The organism is Moraxella sp. Pampa (assembly GCF_035181385.1).
Taxonomy (GTDB): domain Bacteria; phylum Pseudomonadota; class Gammaproteobacteria; order Pseudomonadales; family Moraxellaceae; genus Moraxella.
Genome location: NZ_JAXCJK010000001.1, coordinates 256,262 through 272,954, shown reverse-complemented (window position 1 = coordinate 272,954; position 16,693 = coordinate 256,262). Strand labels below are relative to the sequence as shown.

The following is a 16,693-nucleotide window of genomic DNA, read 5'->3' as shown; positions in this document are numbered from 1 at the left end:
TCAATTATTTAAAAGTCTTAATATACTTTTTTGGGCATCATTTGGTAAATTTTATCATACTTAGATTGATACGCTTAGATTGATGCGTATTGTAATGCACTTTGGCAAGGTGTGCAATCCATGCCAAATCCGTGCTAAAATAGCATAACAACCAAAATATCATCATTAAAATCCTAACACACCTCATGAAGCAAGCCACAATACAGCAGATTGTTACTGACATCAAGCCCAGTCCAGTGGTGGTATTTATTATTTTTATGGTGATTTTAGCTCATGCTTTTGTCATCTATCTTGCCGTATCAGCAAAAGCCCAAGGTCAATCTGTCGCCAACACCTTGCCAATACAAATCACCTTGATCAACGCCACACAGCAGACACAAAGCCCTGTAAGCACAACAACACATAAAAAGACAATACGCCACACTCAGCATCATGTTCGTACCCACCACAAAGACAGCAATCATCATTTTAAAACCACGCAATCAAAGCAAACCGCACCCATCATGATTAAAAATGAAAATGAAGAAGAGATGGCAGATTTTCAACACACAACCAATCAAACGCTCGGCCAAAAAGAACATAAAACATCAGATTTTATCAGTCAGACACACTCAGACAAGCCACTTGCACCAACAGACAAGCCAGACATCATACCAGTACATAGACCCGCCCCCAGCATTGCACTAAAAAAGGCCGCTCAAATTGCCACCATTCGCATCATCGAAGCATGGGAAAATAAGATACAGGAAAATGATGGCAATCCCTATCAAAATTATGATACTATCTCTGGCTCTGGCTCTGGCTCTGGCTCTGGCAAAAAACTGATGGTAACCATACAGCTTGATGACACAGGTGGCGTGATGGGCATAGACATTGGCAAGGGCAATCAAGAACTTGCTGATGATATAAAAGCCGCCATTAATGACAGTGCTCCTTTTGGCGAAGTGGCAGGCATGGCCAGCAAACTCACCATTGAATTTAACAGCGCACCAAAATGATTTTTAAAACAACAAGTTAAAACTCCATAAGCACCACAAAAGACAGTAAAGGCATCATATTGGCATGAAAAAGATGGAAAAAACAACAAATATAGCACTGGCATTACTGGTCGCTTTGAGTTTAGTGGGTTGTCAGCACATTCAAACAGCAAGAAATCCCATGCCCATAACACTCACCCCGAGCAATCACCAAAAGTTGGCAATCAGTAACACGCAAAATACTCATATTCACCACCCAATCATCTTAACACCAACCAACCTACCCACCAAAAATAAGTCTGATGCCAAAAAAGCGTTGAGCAGGACAGAATTTTATTTGTTAGAAAGCTGGTTTTAATCGCTTTAGCTCACCACTAAACACAAACACCAAGAGATATGAAATATAAAGTAATACAAAACTGGTAGTCCAACCAATCATCTCATCACAATCACAATCTCACGACAACCAACGCCATGCGTCCTGTGGCAGGTTTTTTTGCATGAGTTTGTGCACGATAAGAGTAAAAACGCGTGTCATTATAGGTACAAGGAGTATCATCATTAAGCACACTCACCCCCAATTTTTCAAGCTCAAACCTGGCCAATTTATCCAAATCAATCAAACACTTATCGCAAGACTTACCATCTTTAATGATGGCATGATATAAATCCAGCTCATCAAAATGGGTCAATTGTTTTACACAGACTTGCCCTACAATATCATCAGCCAACTTGCGTGTGATTTCATAAGAGTTTTGGCTGATACAAGCACCAATGATGGCATGAAGTTTGGTTTTTGGGTGAGTTTGGCGTATGGTTGCAATGGTTTTGGCAATAACACCATTGCTTAGGCCCTGCCAGCCTGCATGAATACAAGCGATTGGTGCATCTTGATCGTCATCATCAGCAAAAACAGCCACAGGCACACAATCTGCCGTCATGATGGCAAGCCCATGCCCAGCCTTGTGCGTCATCAGTGCGTCAGCCGTTAATGCTTTAATGCCAACACTTTCATCGATATTGACCACAATATCACTATGAATTTGATTAAGCCAATGTAGGCAATCAACCCGATATTGTTGATTGAGCTCATCAAGCAGTTCTGCTCGATGAACCAGCACATCACTTGGTATGTCATCAACATGAAGCCCTAGGTTAAACTGCCCATAGACATCATTGCTGCCAAATTTATCAAACATACCTGCGGTTGTTTGCACCACCAAAATGGTTGGTGTACGGTGCAAAACGATCAGAGAATTCGCCCAGTTTTTTGTTAAATCGCCCGACACGCCCATCAAATTACTCATCATACTTCCTAATGTTTTCTAGCCTTCTTGTAATACGTTAATTAAATATGACATATCATTAGGCAACGGCACAAGAAATCGTTTGGATTCACCCGTTTTTGGGTGAATAAATCCCAGTTGATGGGCGTGTAAAGCCTGACGCAAAAAATTCTGTACAGCTTGATGGCACTCAGCAGACAGTCCAGATTTGATAGGCCTACCATATACAGGGTCGCCCACAAGCGAAAAACCCAAATGTGATAAATGCACACGAATTTGATGAGTTCGCCCTGTTTCCAAACGCACATCAAGCAGACTATATCGCTCATGCACGCTTGTCGCTTTTAAAATATGCGTGATTGCCACACGCCCACCGTCTCGCACCGCCATCTTGGTGCGTTGTGTAGGGTGGCGTGCGATTGGCATATCAATCCTAGCATGGCGTAAAATATCACTTGGCGTACCCTGACAAATACATTGATAATGGCGATAGACGCTCTTGTCTTTTAATTGCTCAATCAAATTCATCTGGGCTGATTTGGTGCGTGCCACCACCAGCAACCCAGTTGTATCCTTGTCAATGCGATGCACAAGCCCTGCTCTTGGCAGGTGGGCATTATCTGGATAATGATAAAGCAGTGCATTAACAAGTGTCCCTGTGCGATTACCTGCCCCTGGGTGCACTACCATGCCAGCGGCCTTATTGATCACAATCACCTCATCATCTTCATAAATAACATCAAGAGCAATATTTTGTGGCAAATCCTCTGAATGACTCTCTAATATGACTTCTAGGGATAAAATATCGCCCAATCTAACCCGATATTTTGGTTTTTGGCTGGTGTGATTGACAAGCAATTTGCCATCATCAATAAATCCTTGCAACTGCACACGAGAAAAATCACCAAAAACCATCGCCGACAGCTTATCTAGACGCACGCCCTCATGATCATGGCCAACAACATGGCTCAAAGATACACTGTTTGGGGCGTGATTTTCTTCAAAATCAAATTCGCCATCAACATTATTAGTATCGTTATTGGCATCGCTTGGCAAAATTTCAGGCGTTAAATTTGCTAAAATATCAATGTTATCAGTTCTCATTTTTCTTAAAAATCATATAAAAATAACTGAACACTTTAACACATTTGTGCTTTTTTTTCTTATAAATTTCTAATAAAAAATGCAAGAAATCTCACAAGAAAATCATATAAAAACACATATTTGTTGATATTTTTTGCCAAATTTATGTTAAACTAATCAGCATTAAAATTGATTTAAAACAAATTTGCATTCACGGAGACCTCATGAAGTCATCACTACAATTAAAACTCATCACAGCATTCATCGTAAGCAGCATGGCTTTAACAGGTTGCACCACTTTAAAAGGTGCATTTGGCAAAAAAAGCGAAGTTGTTGCCACCGCTGAAAAATCCGATGCCAACTACTATCAAGATGCACAAAACGCCCTTGAAAAGGGTCGAAATCATGAGGCGATTACTGCCTTAACAAACATCCGCACTTTTTACCCAACAGGTCAATACGCCGAACAAGCTTTGCTTGATTTGATTTATGCACAATATCAAGCAAAAAATTTTGAAGCAGTCATTCAAAGCACTGCCGAATTCATACAATCATACCCAAGCAGTCGCTACATTGACTATGTCATTTATGTGCAAGGCATAACCAATATGGGCGGTTCGCCAAAGGCTTCACGCCTATTTAAAATGGATCAATCCCAACGTGATATTTCTTGGTTACAATTGGCATTCAATACTTTTCAAGTCTTGGTAAATAATTTTCCAAATAGTCAATACGCACCTGACGCTGCCCAGCGAATGATTGCGATTTATAATGACTTTGCTGAACACGAATTGGTTGCTGCTCGTTGGTATCTTAAGCGAGATGCCTATCTTGCCGCCGCCAATCGTGCCAAATGGGTATTTCAATACTATCCGCAATCTGAAGCCATACCTGAGTCAATCGCCATTTTGGCATACAGCTATGACAAACTGGGCATGACCGACACCGCCAAACAATACAAAACTTTATTACAAATCAACTATCCTCAATATTTAACCAATGATGGCGAGGTTCGCCTGCCAAATCAAGGTGCTTCATCATGGACCAAGCGTACACTGTCTATGATTAGTTTTGGTAAATTGGGTCGTAGCAAAGATAATTTTGAACCCACCGCCGACTCTTATGAAGGAGCAACAAATACACAGGTGATTCATCAGGCGATGAATTTAACCCTATCAAATAATAATGGCAACCGATAAGAGTTTGGTTTATTTGCCCAAAAAACCACAACAGGGCATACAATAAAGCTTCTCTTTTCATTTGTTTTTGCTACATTTTTTATCTTTGACATCACAATCCCTTAAAATAGCTTTATGGGATTGGTTGTCTTTTAAGCTTTATAAAAATCATTTTAGGTAAGGTATGCGAGTTTCTGAATCTGTCATTGAACAGCTCAACAGTCAAGCCGACCTTGTGGGCATGATTCGCCGCCACACCGTACTAAAACCCGCTGGACGAGAGTTTAAGGGGTGCTGTCCTTTTCATGGTGAAAAAACACCATCATTTTATGTCAATCCAGAGACCAATCTATACTATTGCTTTGGCTGCGGTGCAAAAGGCAATCCTGTTACTTTCTTAAAAGAATTTGAGCGCATGAGCTTTATGGAGGCACTCAACGCTTTATCTGAACAAACAGGCATTGATTTACCCAAAGATGATGCCTTTGACAAATCCATTAAATACAAAAAAAGTAGCAAATCACAAGTTCCACCAAATCAGACAAACACACCAATTCAGAACCATCTCACGCAAGATGGCCCAGCTCATCAGCATTTAGACTTAGATGGCACCCACCATCAACCTGATGAGTTTAATATTTATCATAACAACCATCAACACACAAGCTTTGATTATAATGGCAATATTGCTGATGCAATCCAACATGATGAGCAAGGTGATTTATACAGTTTACTCAGCAATATTTGCCAGTATTATCAATATCAGTTGCACAATAATCAAGCAGCGATGGCATATTTTGCCTCTCGCGGCCTGACCAAACAGACAATAGATACTTTTAATCTAGGATATGCACCATCTGGTTGGCAACATTTAGAGGAGGCCTTTCCTCAAGACATTGAAGGCTTAAAACTATTGGGCTTGGTACGCACCTCTCAAAAGGGTCGAGATTTTGATCTATTGCGAGACCGTGTCATATTTCCCATCAAAGACCGACAAGGTCGTGTGGTTGGTTTTGCGGGTCGGTCATTGGGTGATGAAATGCCAAAATATATCAACTCATCAGAATCCCCCGTCTTTCAAAAACAGTTCATTTTATATGGGCTGTACGAGGCACGCCAAGCCAAGGCGAATAATTACATGATGGTTGAGGGCTACATGGATGTCATAGCCCTTCATCAAGCTGGGATTTATGGGGCGGTCGCACCGATGGGAACAGCAGCAAATGAAGGACAAATCGCCAATTTATTAAAATACAATGACAGTCTAACCCTGTGTTTTGATGGTGATGAGGCAGGACAGCGTGCAGCTTGGCGTACCCTAGAGATTGCTGCACCTATATTATCAGATGGCAAACAGCTAAAATTTCTTACCTTACCAGACAGCCACGATCCAGACACCTACATCAAGATGTATGGTGTAGATTCAATGCAAAGACAAATTGAGTCTGCTGTCAGTACATCAGATTATATTTTTGAAGTACTAAGCAGTCGTTATGATATTAGCCTTCCAGAGAATAAAGCAACTGCAATGGCAAGGCTTAAAGAGCTGACCGCCAAGTTCCCCAAAGGTTCTAGTTTTAAATATTGGCTCAATAACGATATTTATCAAAAATTAAGTACAAAAGATACACGCAAAGAACGCTATCATATTGACAAAGCCAATTATGAAGCAAGCATCAATCGCAATATTTTACTTTATCTTTGTTTGCTATACGCCCCCCACATTTTGGCCTGTGATCCGCTTAGCAACATCTTAACCCAATCTGGTGTGATTGATGTTCATGTTGATTTTATTGACCGCCTTGAAAAGCATGAATTACGCTTACCAGAATTACCCACTTGGCGAAGCATTGGTGATGACGCATTAATGGAGCTGACTTGTACCATCATGCAATTAAACGAACTTGCCAAACAAGGTCTGATTGATTCATTTTTACCAACCAATGATTTACAGACCATCGATGAGCAGGCACATTTTATCATGGCAAATTTACCCAATGAAGCACTAAAAGATGTACTGGCAGAATCTTGGCGTGAATTTTTTGGGCAAATGGTTGGGCAAAAATTTGAGAATATTGGTTTGTTTTTTAATGAGTTGTTAAGTCAAGTCCTGGCTGAAACTTTCAAAAAACAACACGAGCAAAGCAAGAACATCATTTTGTCTGAAATACACAAGCGACGCTTGCTTGCCTTACAACAATGGGATAAAACACAAAAAAATAAGCTAGCAACAACCCTTGACACCGAATCTTAATCCAAAAAAATCAATCAAACACTTAATATTTGATTGATTTTTTAAAACTTAAAGCCATACACAGTTTGCCATAGTGCCTTTGCTTGACAACAAACTTTTGACGACCAATTATTTTATGAGCAAGACAACCAATGACGAGCAAACAAAGATTTAGAACAAAGCTGTCTGTGCATCAGTCTTGTGATAATTGCGATTAAAATAAGTTAAGGCCTCATCGCCATCGCCCTGCTTGATTGCTACAATCTCACAAATCAAAATGCCATGCGTACCAACCTGCTTTATCTCACTAATCTTACAATCAAAGCTAATTAAGGCCTCATTAAGCATGGGCGAACCTGTTAATAGCAGCTCCCATTCAGCACTAGCAAAACGGTCTTCAGAGCTTAACGGAGATGCAAAAATATTAGACAAATGCGATTGCTTGGCTGTCAGAGTATTGACCATCAGTACACGATTTTCAACAAAATACTCATAGGAGCGCGCATTGCCATTCATACATACAAGCAAAGTTGGGGGCGAGTCAGTAACACTGCATACCGCTGATGCAGTAAAGCCATGCCTACCTGCTGTACCGTCTGTTGTTACCACATGCACAGCTGTGGTTAGTTTTGCCATTGCGTCTTTAAAATCTGCTACATCTACCATTTTAATTTCTTAATTCTTCTTATCATTAAATATCAAGCAAAAAGTCAAAATGGAACACAAGTCATGCCCCATTTTGTCTTTCTTAATCAACCTATCAAATCAACCTGCCAATTCAGCACGAATGATTTTCGCACCTTCACTCAAAGCGTTAAGTTTACCACGGGCAATAGTACGAGACAAAGGTGCCATGCCGCAGTTGGTACTTGGAAATAGCTTATCAGCATCAACAAATTGCAATGCTTTACGCAAAGTATCTGCCACCTGCTCTGGAGTTTCAACAGTATTGCTTGCCACATCAATCGCACCAACCATCACCGTTTTACCACGAATCAGTTCAATCAAATCCATTGGCACACGAGAATTTTGGCATTCAAGAGAAATGATATCAATCTTAGACTGTTGTAGTTTTGGAAAACTTTCTTCGTATTGTCGCCATTCACCCCCAAGCGTTTGCTTCCAATCTGTATTGGCCTTAATGCCATAGCCATAACAGATATGCACAGCCGTTTGACATTTTAAACCTTCAACCGCTCTTTCTAATGCCGCCACGCCCCAGTCATTAAGCTCATCAAAAAATACATTAAAGGCAGGCTCATCAAACTGAATGATATCCACACCCGCCGCTTCCAACTCTTTGGCTTCTTCATTCAAGATTTTAGCAAACTCCCAAGCCAATTTCTCACGACTTTTATAGTGGCCGTCATACAGCGTATCAATCATTGTCATCGGACCAGGCAATGCCCATTTAATCAATTTATCGGTGTGTTGGCGTAAAAATTTGGCATCATCTACAAATACCGATTTTGGGCGAGAGACTGCCCCAACCACACTTGGCACACTGGCATCATAACGATTGCGAATTCTGACGGTTTCTCGCTTATTAAAATCCACACCATCTAAATGCTCAATAAAAGTCGTTACAAAATGCTGACGAGTCTGCTCGCCATCACTAACAATATCAATGCCTGCTGCTGTTTGCTCAGCAAGCGATACAAGCAGAGCATCTTTTTTGGCCTGCAATAACTCTTCACCTTCAAATTTCCAAGGCGACCAAAGTTTTTCAGGCTCAGCAAGCCAAGACGGTTTTGGCAAACTGCCAGCGGTAGAGGTGGGAAGAAGAATATTACTCATTATTTTTTCCTAAAATGGTTGAACCGTGCAATTATATCAAAAAAATTAAATCAGTCGACTAAAATTGCATCGACTGATTTAAATTAAACTCAATTATGACTCTTTTAGCCAAGCATCTAAAATTTCTTTATAAGGCTTGATGAACTGCTCTTCTGCAAGTTTACCCTGCCTAATTGCCAGATCAGTACGCTCTACACGGTCATAATCTACTTTTGGCACTGAATAATCTTGATAAGTTAAGCTACCTTTATATACCTGCCCTGCAACAGAATTGGCACTATAAATCTCTGGACGATAAATTCTTTGAAATGCTTCCATGGTCGCAATCGTGCTGATCAACTCTAAATTCGTATAATCATTAAGCAAGTCTGCATTTTCATCAAAATAAAACGCATACGGTGCAACCGATTTTGGTGGCATAAAATAACGAACTTTTAAGCCCATTTTGGCAAAATATTCATCAGTCAAAGAATACTCATTTTGCACATACTCTACGCCCAAAATTGGGTGAATATTTGTTGTTCTGTGGTAAGTTCTTGTTGTTGCAACACTCAAGCACAGTACGGGAGGTTTTTTGAATTGAGCTTTATATTCTGGTGAATTCAGCATGAACTTGAACAGCTTTCCGTGCAAGTCGCCATAACCTTCTGGTACACTAAATTCTGGTTTATCTTGATTATAATCACGCAACAATACGCTAAAATCATAATCACGAACAAAAGATGAAAAACTATTGCCAACAATACCATCAATGGTTTTGCCTGTTTGATGATCAATCACCGAAGTTTTTAGCCATTCAAGCCCTGAAAAAAACTCACCCTTGCCCACCACATCAATGTCAATTGAAACAATATCCAATTTAACCGAATAACGGTCATTGGTAGGGTTGTCCCAATTTGCCAAATCATTAAAGCGGTTATCAATCATCGCAATGGCATTTTGTAAATTTTGCTTGCGGTTTTCGCCACGAGCCAAGTTAGCAAAGTTAGTTGTCAAACGAGTACTACTCGCTGGCTCATAGTTTTCATCAAATCGCTGGGTATGTACCTTGCATTGAAATTGTGTGGTCATTTTAACACCTTTTTGGGTTGCTTATGGAATGTGTGTATTAAACCATATTTTCTTGATGAAAAAAAGTGATATATTTTTAAAAAATATTGAAAATTTTTCAAGTTATTTGGTTGATGAAATTTAATTTTAAGTCATTTAAGCTTAGTTGATACAACAAAAATTACCATTTGATGACAATATAGCGAACAGTTTTGATGATTTTTGAGGTAAAAACATCACAATGATGAACAATAGAGCACTTGTTTACAAAATTTTGTCAAAAAAATAGGGGTAGATACCCCTATTTCATACTTTTTTTATACTTCTATATTTCGCTTTCATCAGGTGGGTTTGTCAAATTTTTGGCGTCAAAAACTTCTATTTCCTCAACCTCCTCATGTTCTACACATGCCACACCAACCAATGTTTCACCCTCACCGATGCGGATTAAGCGAACGCCCTGTGCATTTCGTCCTGCGGTAGCGATTTGGGCAACGGGTGTACGCACAAGCGTGCCCTTATCTGAAATAAGAATCACATCTTCATCGTCTGTTACCGCCACCGCCTTAACAAGCTGGCCATTACGCTCACTTGTCTTAATTGCAATCACACCTTGACCGCCACGCCCCTTAGTCGGATATTCGGCGATTGGTGTACGCTTACCATAGCCCTGCTCGCAGGCACACAGTATCTCACCTTCGTTTGGTACAACAACAAGCGATACCACACGGCTAAGCAATGCCATGCCATCGTCTGAGACAACATTATCGGCATCATCTGAATCGTCATCAGCAGGTTCATCATCGTCCAAGCCAAGATTTGCCAGCAGATTCACACGAATGCCTCGCACACCTTTGGCGGTACGACCCATCACACGAATGGCAGATTCTTTAAATCGAATTGCCTTACCCTCGCTTGAAAACAGCATAATTTCTTGTTCGCCGTCTGTTATTGCCACACCGACAAGGCTGTCGCCATCTACCAGATCAATGGCTCTTAATCCATTGGCTCGCAGATTGGCAAACTGTGATAAAGCCACTCGTTTTACCGTCCCGCTCGCAGTGGCAAAAAATACAAATTTATCATCTGCTTTTAAATCATCGACAGGCAAAATGGCGGTTACACTTTCATCTGCCTCCATATTGATCAGATTGACAAGTGGTCTTCCTTTTGAGCCACGAGAGGCAATTGGCACCTCAAAACCACGCAGACCAAAAACTTTTCCTGTATTGGTAAAGCATAAAATATGAGCATGCGTACTGGTAACAAGCAAGTGTTCTATCACATCATCTTCTTTCATAGTAGTGGCTGATTTGCCTCTGCCACCTCGTTTTTGAGCCTGATAATCACCAATTGGCTGTGTCTTGGCATAGCCTGTGCGTGATACAGTCATGACCACTGTTTGCTCAGGGATCAAATCTTCACGACTAAAATCAGCGCGTGAATCAACAATGTCCGTCTTACGCTCATCGCCAAAATCATCACGGATTTGCACCAATTCAGTCTTAATTAAATTCATCAAAATGTCAAAATCTGCCAAAATAAGCTGCAATCTGGCAATCTCACCCAAAATTTCTCGATACTCCGCCGATAGCTTATCTTGCTCCAACCCTGTCAAACGATGGAGTTGCATATCTAAAATAGCATTGATTTGGTCAGGTGATAAACGGTACTCTTTATCATCATTAATCAAGCCAAATGGGGCGTTTAAATCCTCACCCTCAATAATTTCAGGACGCACAGAACTGGCTCCTGCATTTTTGAGCATGGCAACCACATCACCAGATTGCCAAATACGAGATGCTAAGTTTTCACGAGCCTGTGCACGGTTGGCAGATCGCTTGATGGTCTCGATAACCTCATCAATATTAGCAAGAGCAATGGTTAAGCCTTCAAGTAAATGCCCACGAGCCTTAGCTTTGTTTAATTCAAAAATAGTACGGCGTGTAACCACTTCTTGACGGTGGCGGATAAACGCTGAAATCAAACCATGTAAGGTCATTAATTTTGGCTGGCCATTATCAAGGGCAACCATATTAATGCTAAAACTAGATTCCAAAGGTGTTTGTAAAAATAAATTATTGACCACCACCTCGCTATTTTCGCCTCGTTTCAAATCAATAGCGATTCGCATTCCTTCCTTGTCCGACTCATCACGAATGGCAGAGATACCATCAATTTTTTTGTCATTAACAAGTTGGGCAATTTGCTCAATGAGCTTGGCTTTATTAACTTGGTAGGGAATCTCAGTAAAAATAATACGCTCACGCTCACGATTCACCCCTTCCATATTTTCAATGGTGTAGCGACCACGAATATGTAAACGCCCTTTGCCTGTCATATAAGCATCACGAATACCACTACGACCATGGATAATACCCCCTGTCGGAAAATCAGGACCGCTGATATAATCAGCAAGCTCATCAGCGGTAATCTGTGGGTTATTGGCATAGGCAAGACAAGCATTCACCACTTCAACCAGATTATGGGGTGCCATATTAGTGGCCATGCCCACCGCAATTCCTGTCGCCCCATTAATTAAAAGATTTGGCACACGGGCAGGTAGCACGGACGGCATTTTTTCTGAACCATCGTAATTATCCTCCCAATCTACCGTGTCTTTATCGAGGTCTCCAAGCATCTGATGAGTCAGTTTTTGCATACGCACTTCGGTATAACGCATGGCGGCAGGTGGGTCGCCATCAACTGAGCCAAAGTTTCCTTGACCATCAATCATCATGTATCGCATAGAAAACGGCTGAGCAAGACGAACGATGGCGTCATAAACAGCAGTATCACCATGCGGATGGTATTTACCGATAACATCTCCTACAACACGAGCAGACTTTTTATAAGCCTTATTGTAGTCATTAGACAGCTCATGCATGGCATACATCACACGACGATGAACGGGTTTTAACCCATCTCTGACATCAGGCAAAGCACGAGAGACGATCACACTCATCGCATAGTCAAGATACGACTGCTTCAACTCATCAACAATCCCAACAGGAGTTACGCTATCGGTCATAAACCAACCTTTTTTATTTTAAAATCAAGCGTCTATTATAGCATAAACGCAAAAAAAATTACACAAAAACAATCGCCCATGAACAGCGACAATCACCTTCACCCATGAATACCAACGACATAAAATAAGAAATAGTCCATGGAATAAATTAAGTATCATCAATGCCCATCTACTGCAGTCATGGCACACATTTCATCATGACTGATGACAAGGCAGTTTTTCCCATGCGTTTGATATTTATTACGCAGATTTAACTGATAGGCAGTCAGTGCCATGGCAGCAGCAACTCGTTTTGGTGTCAGTCGTTCTTTTTTATCAAAAGAAATCATTGTGTTTAGGGTTGTTTTGGCAAAATACACCCCAAATCTTGACAGCGATTTGATAGAAAGCTTTTCTTTGGCAGGTGTCAGTTTATGCAAGCGAAAAAACACCACATCACCAAAATTTAGCGAACTCAAATAACGCTCAACATCAGATTTGGCAACCAGCTCAACATCTCCTTTGGCTTTATCCGCACCCATTTTTGATAAATAAAAAAATCGCTTGACACCTTTATCATGGCACGCTTTTGCAAAGGCTAAGTTAAACGACACATTAACTTGATGAAATTCATCACTGCTGGTAGCGTCCTTTTTGGCAATACTTAAACAGCTAAATACATCTGTATCCAAACCAATTGGCATACTGGCAATCGTATCAGATAGCACATCAAAATTTTGCACATGATAGATGTGTGTATTTTCGCTGATGGTATTTGGCTGTGTGCGTGTGATGATGATAAGCGTATCATAAAGTGCAGCAAGCTCTTGGGTAAGTGCCTTGCCCACTCGCCCAGACGCACCAATCAAGACAGCCTTTCTTTTCATAAATAAAATAAGTAACAACTATAAAATACCCCATTTTAACATAAAAGTGGCAAAAATTGATATTAATCACAGCCAAAACCTTGCCAAAGCACCCAAAAATACCGTAGAATATGTCAGCCCCTAGATAAGTGCCGATTTTTATTGAAAATTTTAAAATTTTTTGATAAAATGGCGTTTTATTTTATAATGTTAGGCATCGTGTCTATTTTTAAGCATGGCCTTAGTTTAGAAATTTTGGTAAATTTTTTAATCATTACAGCCATTTCTTAAAAAAAATGATGATCTGGTGGCTGCCCAAATCATCAAGCTTAACATTTTAACTTTAACATTAACAACTTTTATCCAAGGATAAACCATGGCAAACTCAGCACAAGCTCGTAAACGCGCTCGTCAAAATACTAAGCGTCGCCAACATCTAGCATCACAACGCTCAATGGTGCGTACTTTCATCAAGCGTGTCAACGCAGCCATCGAAGCAAAAGCATATGAATTAGCTACTGAAGCTTACAATAAAGCCGTACCAGTCATTGACCGTATGGCTGACAAAGGTGTGATTCATAAAAATAAAGCTGCTCGCCATAAGAGCCGTTTGAACGCCTCAATCAAAGCACTTAAAGACGCTTAATCTATCGTTGATGATATCTACAACATAGATAAAAAAAAGACCTTATTTTAAGGTCTTTTTTTTATTCTTTCATAATAAAAAGAGTCATAAAAGCTCATCAACAGAAATACGACCCTCTACCGTAAAAATCCGCTCATCACTTAATCTATACGCCACCAAACGACCACCCCATACACAACCACCATCTAGCGAGCGTACATCAGGGCTGGCAACTTTGGCTTGCAGAGCTGCCCAATGTCCAAATAAAATTCGGCGCTCCCTTGGGGTATCCCACAAAAACCAAGGGCGAAAGCCTATCGGCATTTTATCCAATAGACCCTCTTTAAAACTAAACTCCAGCCGACCTTCTTTATCACAAAGACGCATACGAGTCAAATAATTAGCAATCAAACGCAAGCGTTTGGCACCACCAATGTCATCATGCCATATGTTTGTTTTTTTAGCGTACAATTTTGGCAACAACCTATCAAGACTGGTCAAATCTGCACTCAAAGCAGCTTGCAACTCTTTGGCATATCTATTTGCTTCATCAATTGACCAATTTGGTGGAATGCCAGCATGAGTCAGCACCGTCTTATCATCAGGAAAAACAAGTAACGGCTGAGTACGCAACCAATTAAGTAACTCATCGCAGTCAGACGCACTAAAAATTGGTAAAGTTTTATCCTTGGGTTTGGGTGGCATGACACCACGCCACACAGCAATCAATGTAATGTCATGATTGCCAAGTACGGTGGTCAATGCTCCCTTGTCAGACAATCGCTTAACCGTCCTTAGAGTCTGCAAAGAGTTCTCACCCCTTGCCACAATATCACCAGCAAGCCAAATTTTATCCTGATGCTCATCAAAATCAAGTACATCAAGCAGGCGTTCAAACGCCCCAAAACAACCTTGCAAATCACCGATCACATATTCATGACGATGGACTTTTTTTGTATTGTGAGTCATATTTACTTAATCATTTAAATGGTTTGCTTGCTGTTTTTGATTTACCAGATCTGATAAACGCACAAAATCTGCCACCAATAACGACTCTGGGCGAGCTTGTGAAGCAATGCCAATGCTGTCAAAATCACTCTCATTTAAAGTGGGTAGCAAGTTCACCATTTTAAAAATTGCTCGCAAAGTTTTGCGTCTATGATTGAAAGTCTCACGCACGATGGTGGCAAACAATGCCTCATTTTGAGCAGTGATTGGCTTATGCTGATAAGGCATCAGACGAAATACCGCCGAGGTTACTTTTGGTGGTGGGTTGAACGCACCTTTTGGCACAGTCAAAAGATACTCCGCCATACAATAATATTGCATAATGACAGACAAGCGACCATATTCCTTGCTGTTTGGCTCGGCAGTAATTCTATCAACCACTTCTTTTTGTAGCATGAAGTGCATATCGGTAATGACATCACCAAATTCAAGCAAACGAAACAAAATGGGCGTAGAAATATTATAAGGCAAATTGCCCACCACACGAAATGCACCCTTACCCACTGTTTCAGCAAGCTTGCGATAATCAATATGCATGGCATTATCATTAATGATGGTAAAATCAAGATGGCTATTGACACCAATATTGATTTTTAATTGACTTGCCAGATCACGGTCAAGCTCAATCACGGTCATGCCGTCTACTTCTGCCAAAAGTGGCTCGGTCAATGCACCAAGCCCTGGACCAATTTCTAGTAAATTATCCGTACGGGATAAACGAATAGAATCAACAATCTGCCGAATCACACTCGTGTCGTGCAAAAAATTTTGACCAAAGCGTTTTTTGGGCGTATGACGGACTTCTTGGGGAGTTTTTGGAATATGTCGCATTAGATTTTAAATTTTAGTAAAATGATTTTAAGAAAAATCGCTAATCATAGCATGATTTTGATGATTTTTCCATGTGTTTGACGCTTAGGATAATCAGCAAAATCATTCATAAGTAAGATTGGTTAATCAATGGGTTAGATGGCTATATAAAATACTTGCACCAATCACAAATAGCACCAGACCACCGATAAACATGGCAATTTTGCCAAATCTAAGACCCAAACGATTGCCCAAATATAGCCCCAAAGTTGCCATGATGGTTGTAGCAACGCCAATTAATAGCGATGCCATATAAATATTAACTGCCAAAAATGCAAGAGATACACCCACCACCAAAGAATCAATACTTGTGGCAACAGCGGTGAGTATCATTAAAGCAAAATTATCTTTTGGATTCGTCTGATGCCCAACCTCATCATTTTGACTGTCTTGATTAACCATCGCCTCACGAATAAAGCGAATTGCCAAAAATAACAACAATACAAATGCAATCCAGTGGTCAATCTGCGATAACCAGCCTCGAGCTACCCCACCAAAAAACCAACCAATGATTGGTGCAATACCTTCAATAACCCCAAAGACAATGCCTGCCCTAAAAGCCTGAAAAAAACTTGTCTGTCTTTGTGTCGCCCCTTTGGCAATGGCACTGGCAAAGGCGTCCATGGACATACCAAAAGATAAGGCAAGTAAAGAAAATATAGTCATAATGTCATCAATTGAACATTTTTTGGTGGCGATTAAAAACAGAT

General features: G+C 40.5%; 16 protein-coding genes. 5 read left to right on the top strand and 11 right to left on the bottom strand.

The window, feature by feature from the left end; genetic code table 11:
* Positions 1-37 precede the first annotated feature (37 nt).
* The gene (locus R0123_RS01335; protein ID WP_323842818.1) at positions 38-166 is read right to left on the bottom strand and encodes a hypothetical protein; all 129 of its coding nucleotides are present in this window, start codon (positions 164-166) and stop codon (positions 38-40) included.
* Between the two features lie 19 nt (positions 167-185).
* On the opposite strand from R0123_RS01335, the gene R0123_RS01330 reads away from it, so the two are divergent.
* Both R0123_RS01330 and R0123_RS01325 read left to right on the top strand, forming a co-directional pair.
* Positions 186-998: a hypothetical protein gene (locus R0123_RS01330; RefSeq protein WP_323842817.1), complete on the top strand. Its 813-nt coding sequence runs from the start codon at positions 186-188 to the stop codon at positions 996-998.
* A gap of 73 nt (positions 999-1,071) precedes the next feature.
* Entirely contained in the window at positions 1,072-1,335 is a 264-nt protein-coding gene (locus R0123_RS01325; RefSeq protein WP_323841468.1) for a hypothetical protein, read from the top strand.
* 91 nt (positions 1,336-1,426) lie between these two features.
* Here the strand turns inward: R0123_RS01325 and R0123_RS01320 are convergent, their stop codons facing one another.
* Together R0123_RS01320 and R0123_RS01315 are read right to left on the bottom strand one after the other, a co-directional pair.
* A complete protein-coding gene (locus R0123_RS01320; protein ID WP_323842816.1) occupies positions 1,427-2,284 on the bottom strand; it encodes a polyphenol oxidase family protein in 858 nt (285 codons plus the stop codon).
* Between the two features lie 18 nt (positions 2,285-2,302).
* The gene (locus R0123_RS01315) at positions 2,303-3,367 is read right to left on the bottom strand and encodes an RluA family pseudouridine synthase (RefSeq protein WP_323842815.1); all 1,065 of its coding nucleotides are present in this window, start codon (positions 3,365-3,367) and stop codon (positions 2,303-2,305) included.
* 203 nt (positions 3,368-3,570) lie between these two features.
* On the opposite strand from R0123_RS01315, the gene R0123_RS01310 reads away from it, so the two are divergent.
* Together R0123_RS01310 and R0123_RS01305 are read left to right on the top strand one after the other, a co-directional pair.
* Positions 3,571-4,545: an outer membrane protein assembly factor BamD gene (locus tag R0123_RS01310; RefSeq protein WP_323841465.1), complete on the top strand. Its 975-nt coding sequence runs from the start codon at positions 3,571-3,573 to the stop codon at positions 4,543-4,545.
* Positions 4,546-4,708: 163 nt separating this feature from the next.
* Entirely contained in the window at positions 4,709-6,778 is a 2,070-nt protein-coding gene (locus R0123_RS01305; RefSeq protein ID WP_323842814.1) for a DNA primase, read from the top strand.
* 150 nt (positions 6,779-6,928) lie between these two features.
* On the opposite strand, the gene R0123_RS01300 is transcribed toward R0123_RS01305, so the two are convergent.
* The 5 genes from R0123_RS01300 to R0123_RS01280 form a co-directional block, all read right to left on the bottom strand.
* Positions 6,929-7,423 (bottom strand): flavin reductase, encoded by a 495-nt coding sequence (locus R0123_RS01300; RefSeq protein WP_323841463.1) that lies wholly within the window; start codon positions 7,421-7,423, stop codon positions 6,929-6,931.
* A gap of 99 nt (positions 7,424-7,522) precedes the next feature.
* Positions 7,523-8,554, bottom strand: a complete 1,032-nt coding sequence (locus tag R0123_RS01295) for a methionine synthase (protein ID WP_323841462.1) — start codon at positions 8,552-8,554, stop codon at positions 7,523-7,525.
* 93 nt (positions 8,555-8,647) lie between these two features.
* Entirely contained in the window at positions 8,648-9,625 is a 978-nt protein-coding gene (locus R0123_RS01290; protein WP_323841460.1) for a DUF1852 domain-containing protein, read from the bottom strand.
* 304 nt (positions 9,626-9,929) lie between these two features.
* Positions 9,930-12,635, bottom strand: coding sequence for a DNA gyrase subunit A (gyrA, locus tag R0123_RS01285; protein WP_323842813.1), 2,706 nt, complete (start codon positions 12,633-12,635; stop codon positions 9,930-9,932).
* Positions 12,636-12,793: 158 nt separating this feature from the next.
* Complete coding sequence (locus tag R0123_RS01280; RefSeq protein WP_323842812.1) at positions 12,794-13,501, bottom strand: NAD(P)H-binding protein; 708 nt, start codon at positions 13,499-13,501, stop codon at positions 12,794-12,796.
* A gap of 355 nt (positions 13,502-13,856) precedes the next feature.
* On the opposite strand from R0123_RS01280, the gene rpsT reads away from it, so the two are divergent.
* Positions 13,857-14,126 carry a 30S ribosomal protein S20 gene (rpsT, locus tag R0123_RS01275; RefSeq protein WP_323841457.1) on the top strand — a complete coding sequence of 90 codons (270 nt, stop codon included), beginning with the start codon at positions 13,857-13,859 and terminating at the stop codon, positions 14,124-14,126.
* An 84-nt stretch (positions 14,127-14,210) separates the two neighbouring features.
* On the opposite strand, the gene R0123_RS01270 is transcribed toward rpsT, so the two are convergent.
* The 3 genes from R0123_RS01270 to R0123_RS01260 all read right to left on the bottom strand — a co-directional run bounded on the left by R0123_RS01270 (position 14,211) and on the right by R0123_RS01260 (position 16,649).
* Complete coding sequence (locus tag R0123_RS01270; RefSeq protein WP_323842811.1) at positions 14,211-15,074, bottom strand: symmetrical bis(5'-nucleosyl)-tetraphosphatase; 864 nt, start codon at positions 15,072-15,074, stop codon at positions 14,211-14,213.
* A 6-nt stretch (positions 15,075-15,080) separates the two neighbouring features.
* The gene (rsmA, locus tag R0123_RS01265) at positions 15,081-15,944 is read right to left on the bottom strand and encodes a 16S rRNA (adenine(1518)-N(6)/adenine(1519)-N(6))-dimethyltransferase RsmA (RefSeq protein ID WP_323842810.1); all 864 of its coding nucleotides are present in this window, start codon (positions 15,942-15,944) and stop codon (positions 15,081-15,083) included.
* 126 nt (positions 15,945-16,070) lie between these two features.
* The gene (locus R0123_RS01260; RefSeq protein ID WP_323841454.1) at positions 16,071-16,649 is read right to left on the bottom strand and encodes a manganese efflux pump MntP family protein; all 579 of its coding nucleotides are present in this window, start codon (positions 16,647-16,649) and stop codon (positions 16,071-16,073) included.
* Between the last annotated feature and the right edge of the window lie 44 nt (positions 16,650-16,693).

Coding starts and splice junctions, on each gene's coding strand:
- R0123_RS01335 (WP_323842818.1), bottom strand. CDS start 166: ATGATGATATTTTGGTTGTTATGCTATTTTAGCACGGATTTGGCATGG.
- R0123_RS01330 (WP_323842817.1), top strand. CDS start 186: ATGAAGCAAGCCACAATACAGCAGATTGTTACTGACATCAAGCCCAGT.
- R0123_RS01325 (WP_323841468.1), top strand. CDS start 1,072: ATGGAAAAAACAACAAATATAGCACTGGCATTACTGGTCGCTTTGAGT.
- R0123_RS01320 (WP_323842816.1), bottom strand. CDS start 2,284: ATGAGTAATTTGATGGGCGTGTCGGGCGATTTAACAAAAAACTGGGCG.
- R0123_RS01315 (WP_323842815.1), bottom strand. CDS start 3,367: ATGAGAACTGATAACATTGATATTTTAGCAAATTTAACGCCTGAAATT.
- R0123_RS01310 (WP_323841465.1), top strand. CDS start 3,571: ATGAAGTCATCACTACAATTAAAACTCATCACAGCATTCATCGTAAGC.
- R0123_RS01305 (WP_323842814.1), top strand. CDS start 4,709: ATGCGAGTTTCTGAATCTGTCATTGAACAGCTCAACAGTCAAGCCGAC.
- R0123_RS01300 (WP_323841463.1), bottom strand. CDS start 7,423: ATGGTAGATGTAGCAGATTTTAAAGACGCAATGGCAAAACTAACCACA.
- R0123_RS01295 (WP_323841462.1), bottom strand. CDS start 8,554: ATGAGTAATATTCTTCTTCCCACCTCTACCGCTGGCAGTTTGCCAAAA.
- R0123_RS01290 (WP_323841460.1), bottom strand. CDS start 9,625: ATGACCACACAATTTCAATGCAAGGTACATACCCAGCGATTTGATGAA.
- gyrA (WP_323842813.1), bottom strand. CDS start 12,635: ATGACCGATAGCGTAACTCCTGTTGGGATTGTTGATGAGTTGAAGCAG.
- R0123_RS01280 (WP_323842812.1), bottom strand. CDS start 13,501: ATGAAAAGAAAGGCTGTCTTGATTGGTGCGTCTGGGCGAGTGGGCAAG.
- rpsT (WP_323841457.1), top strand. CDS start 13,857: ATGGCAAACTCAGCACAAGCTCGTAAACGCGCTCGTCAAAATACTAAG.
- R0123_RS01270 (WP_323842811.1), bottom strand. CDS start 15,074: ATGACTCACAATACAAAAAAAGTCCATCGTCATGAATATGTGATCGGT.
- rsmA (WP_323842810.1), bottom strand. CDS start 15,944: ATGCGACATATTCCAAAAACTCCCCAAGAAGTCCGTCATACGCCCAAA.
- R0123_RS01260 (WP_323841454.1), bottom strand. CDS start 16,649: ATGACTATATTTTCTTTACTTGCCTTATCTTTTGGTATGTCCATGGAC.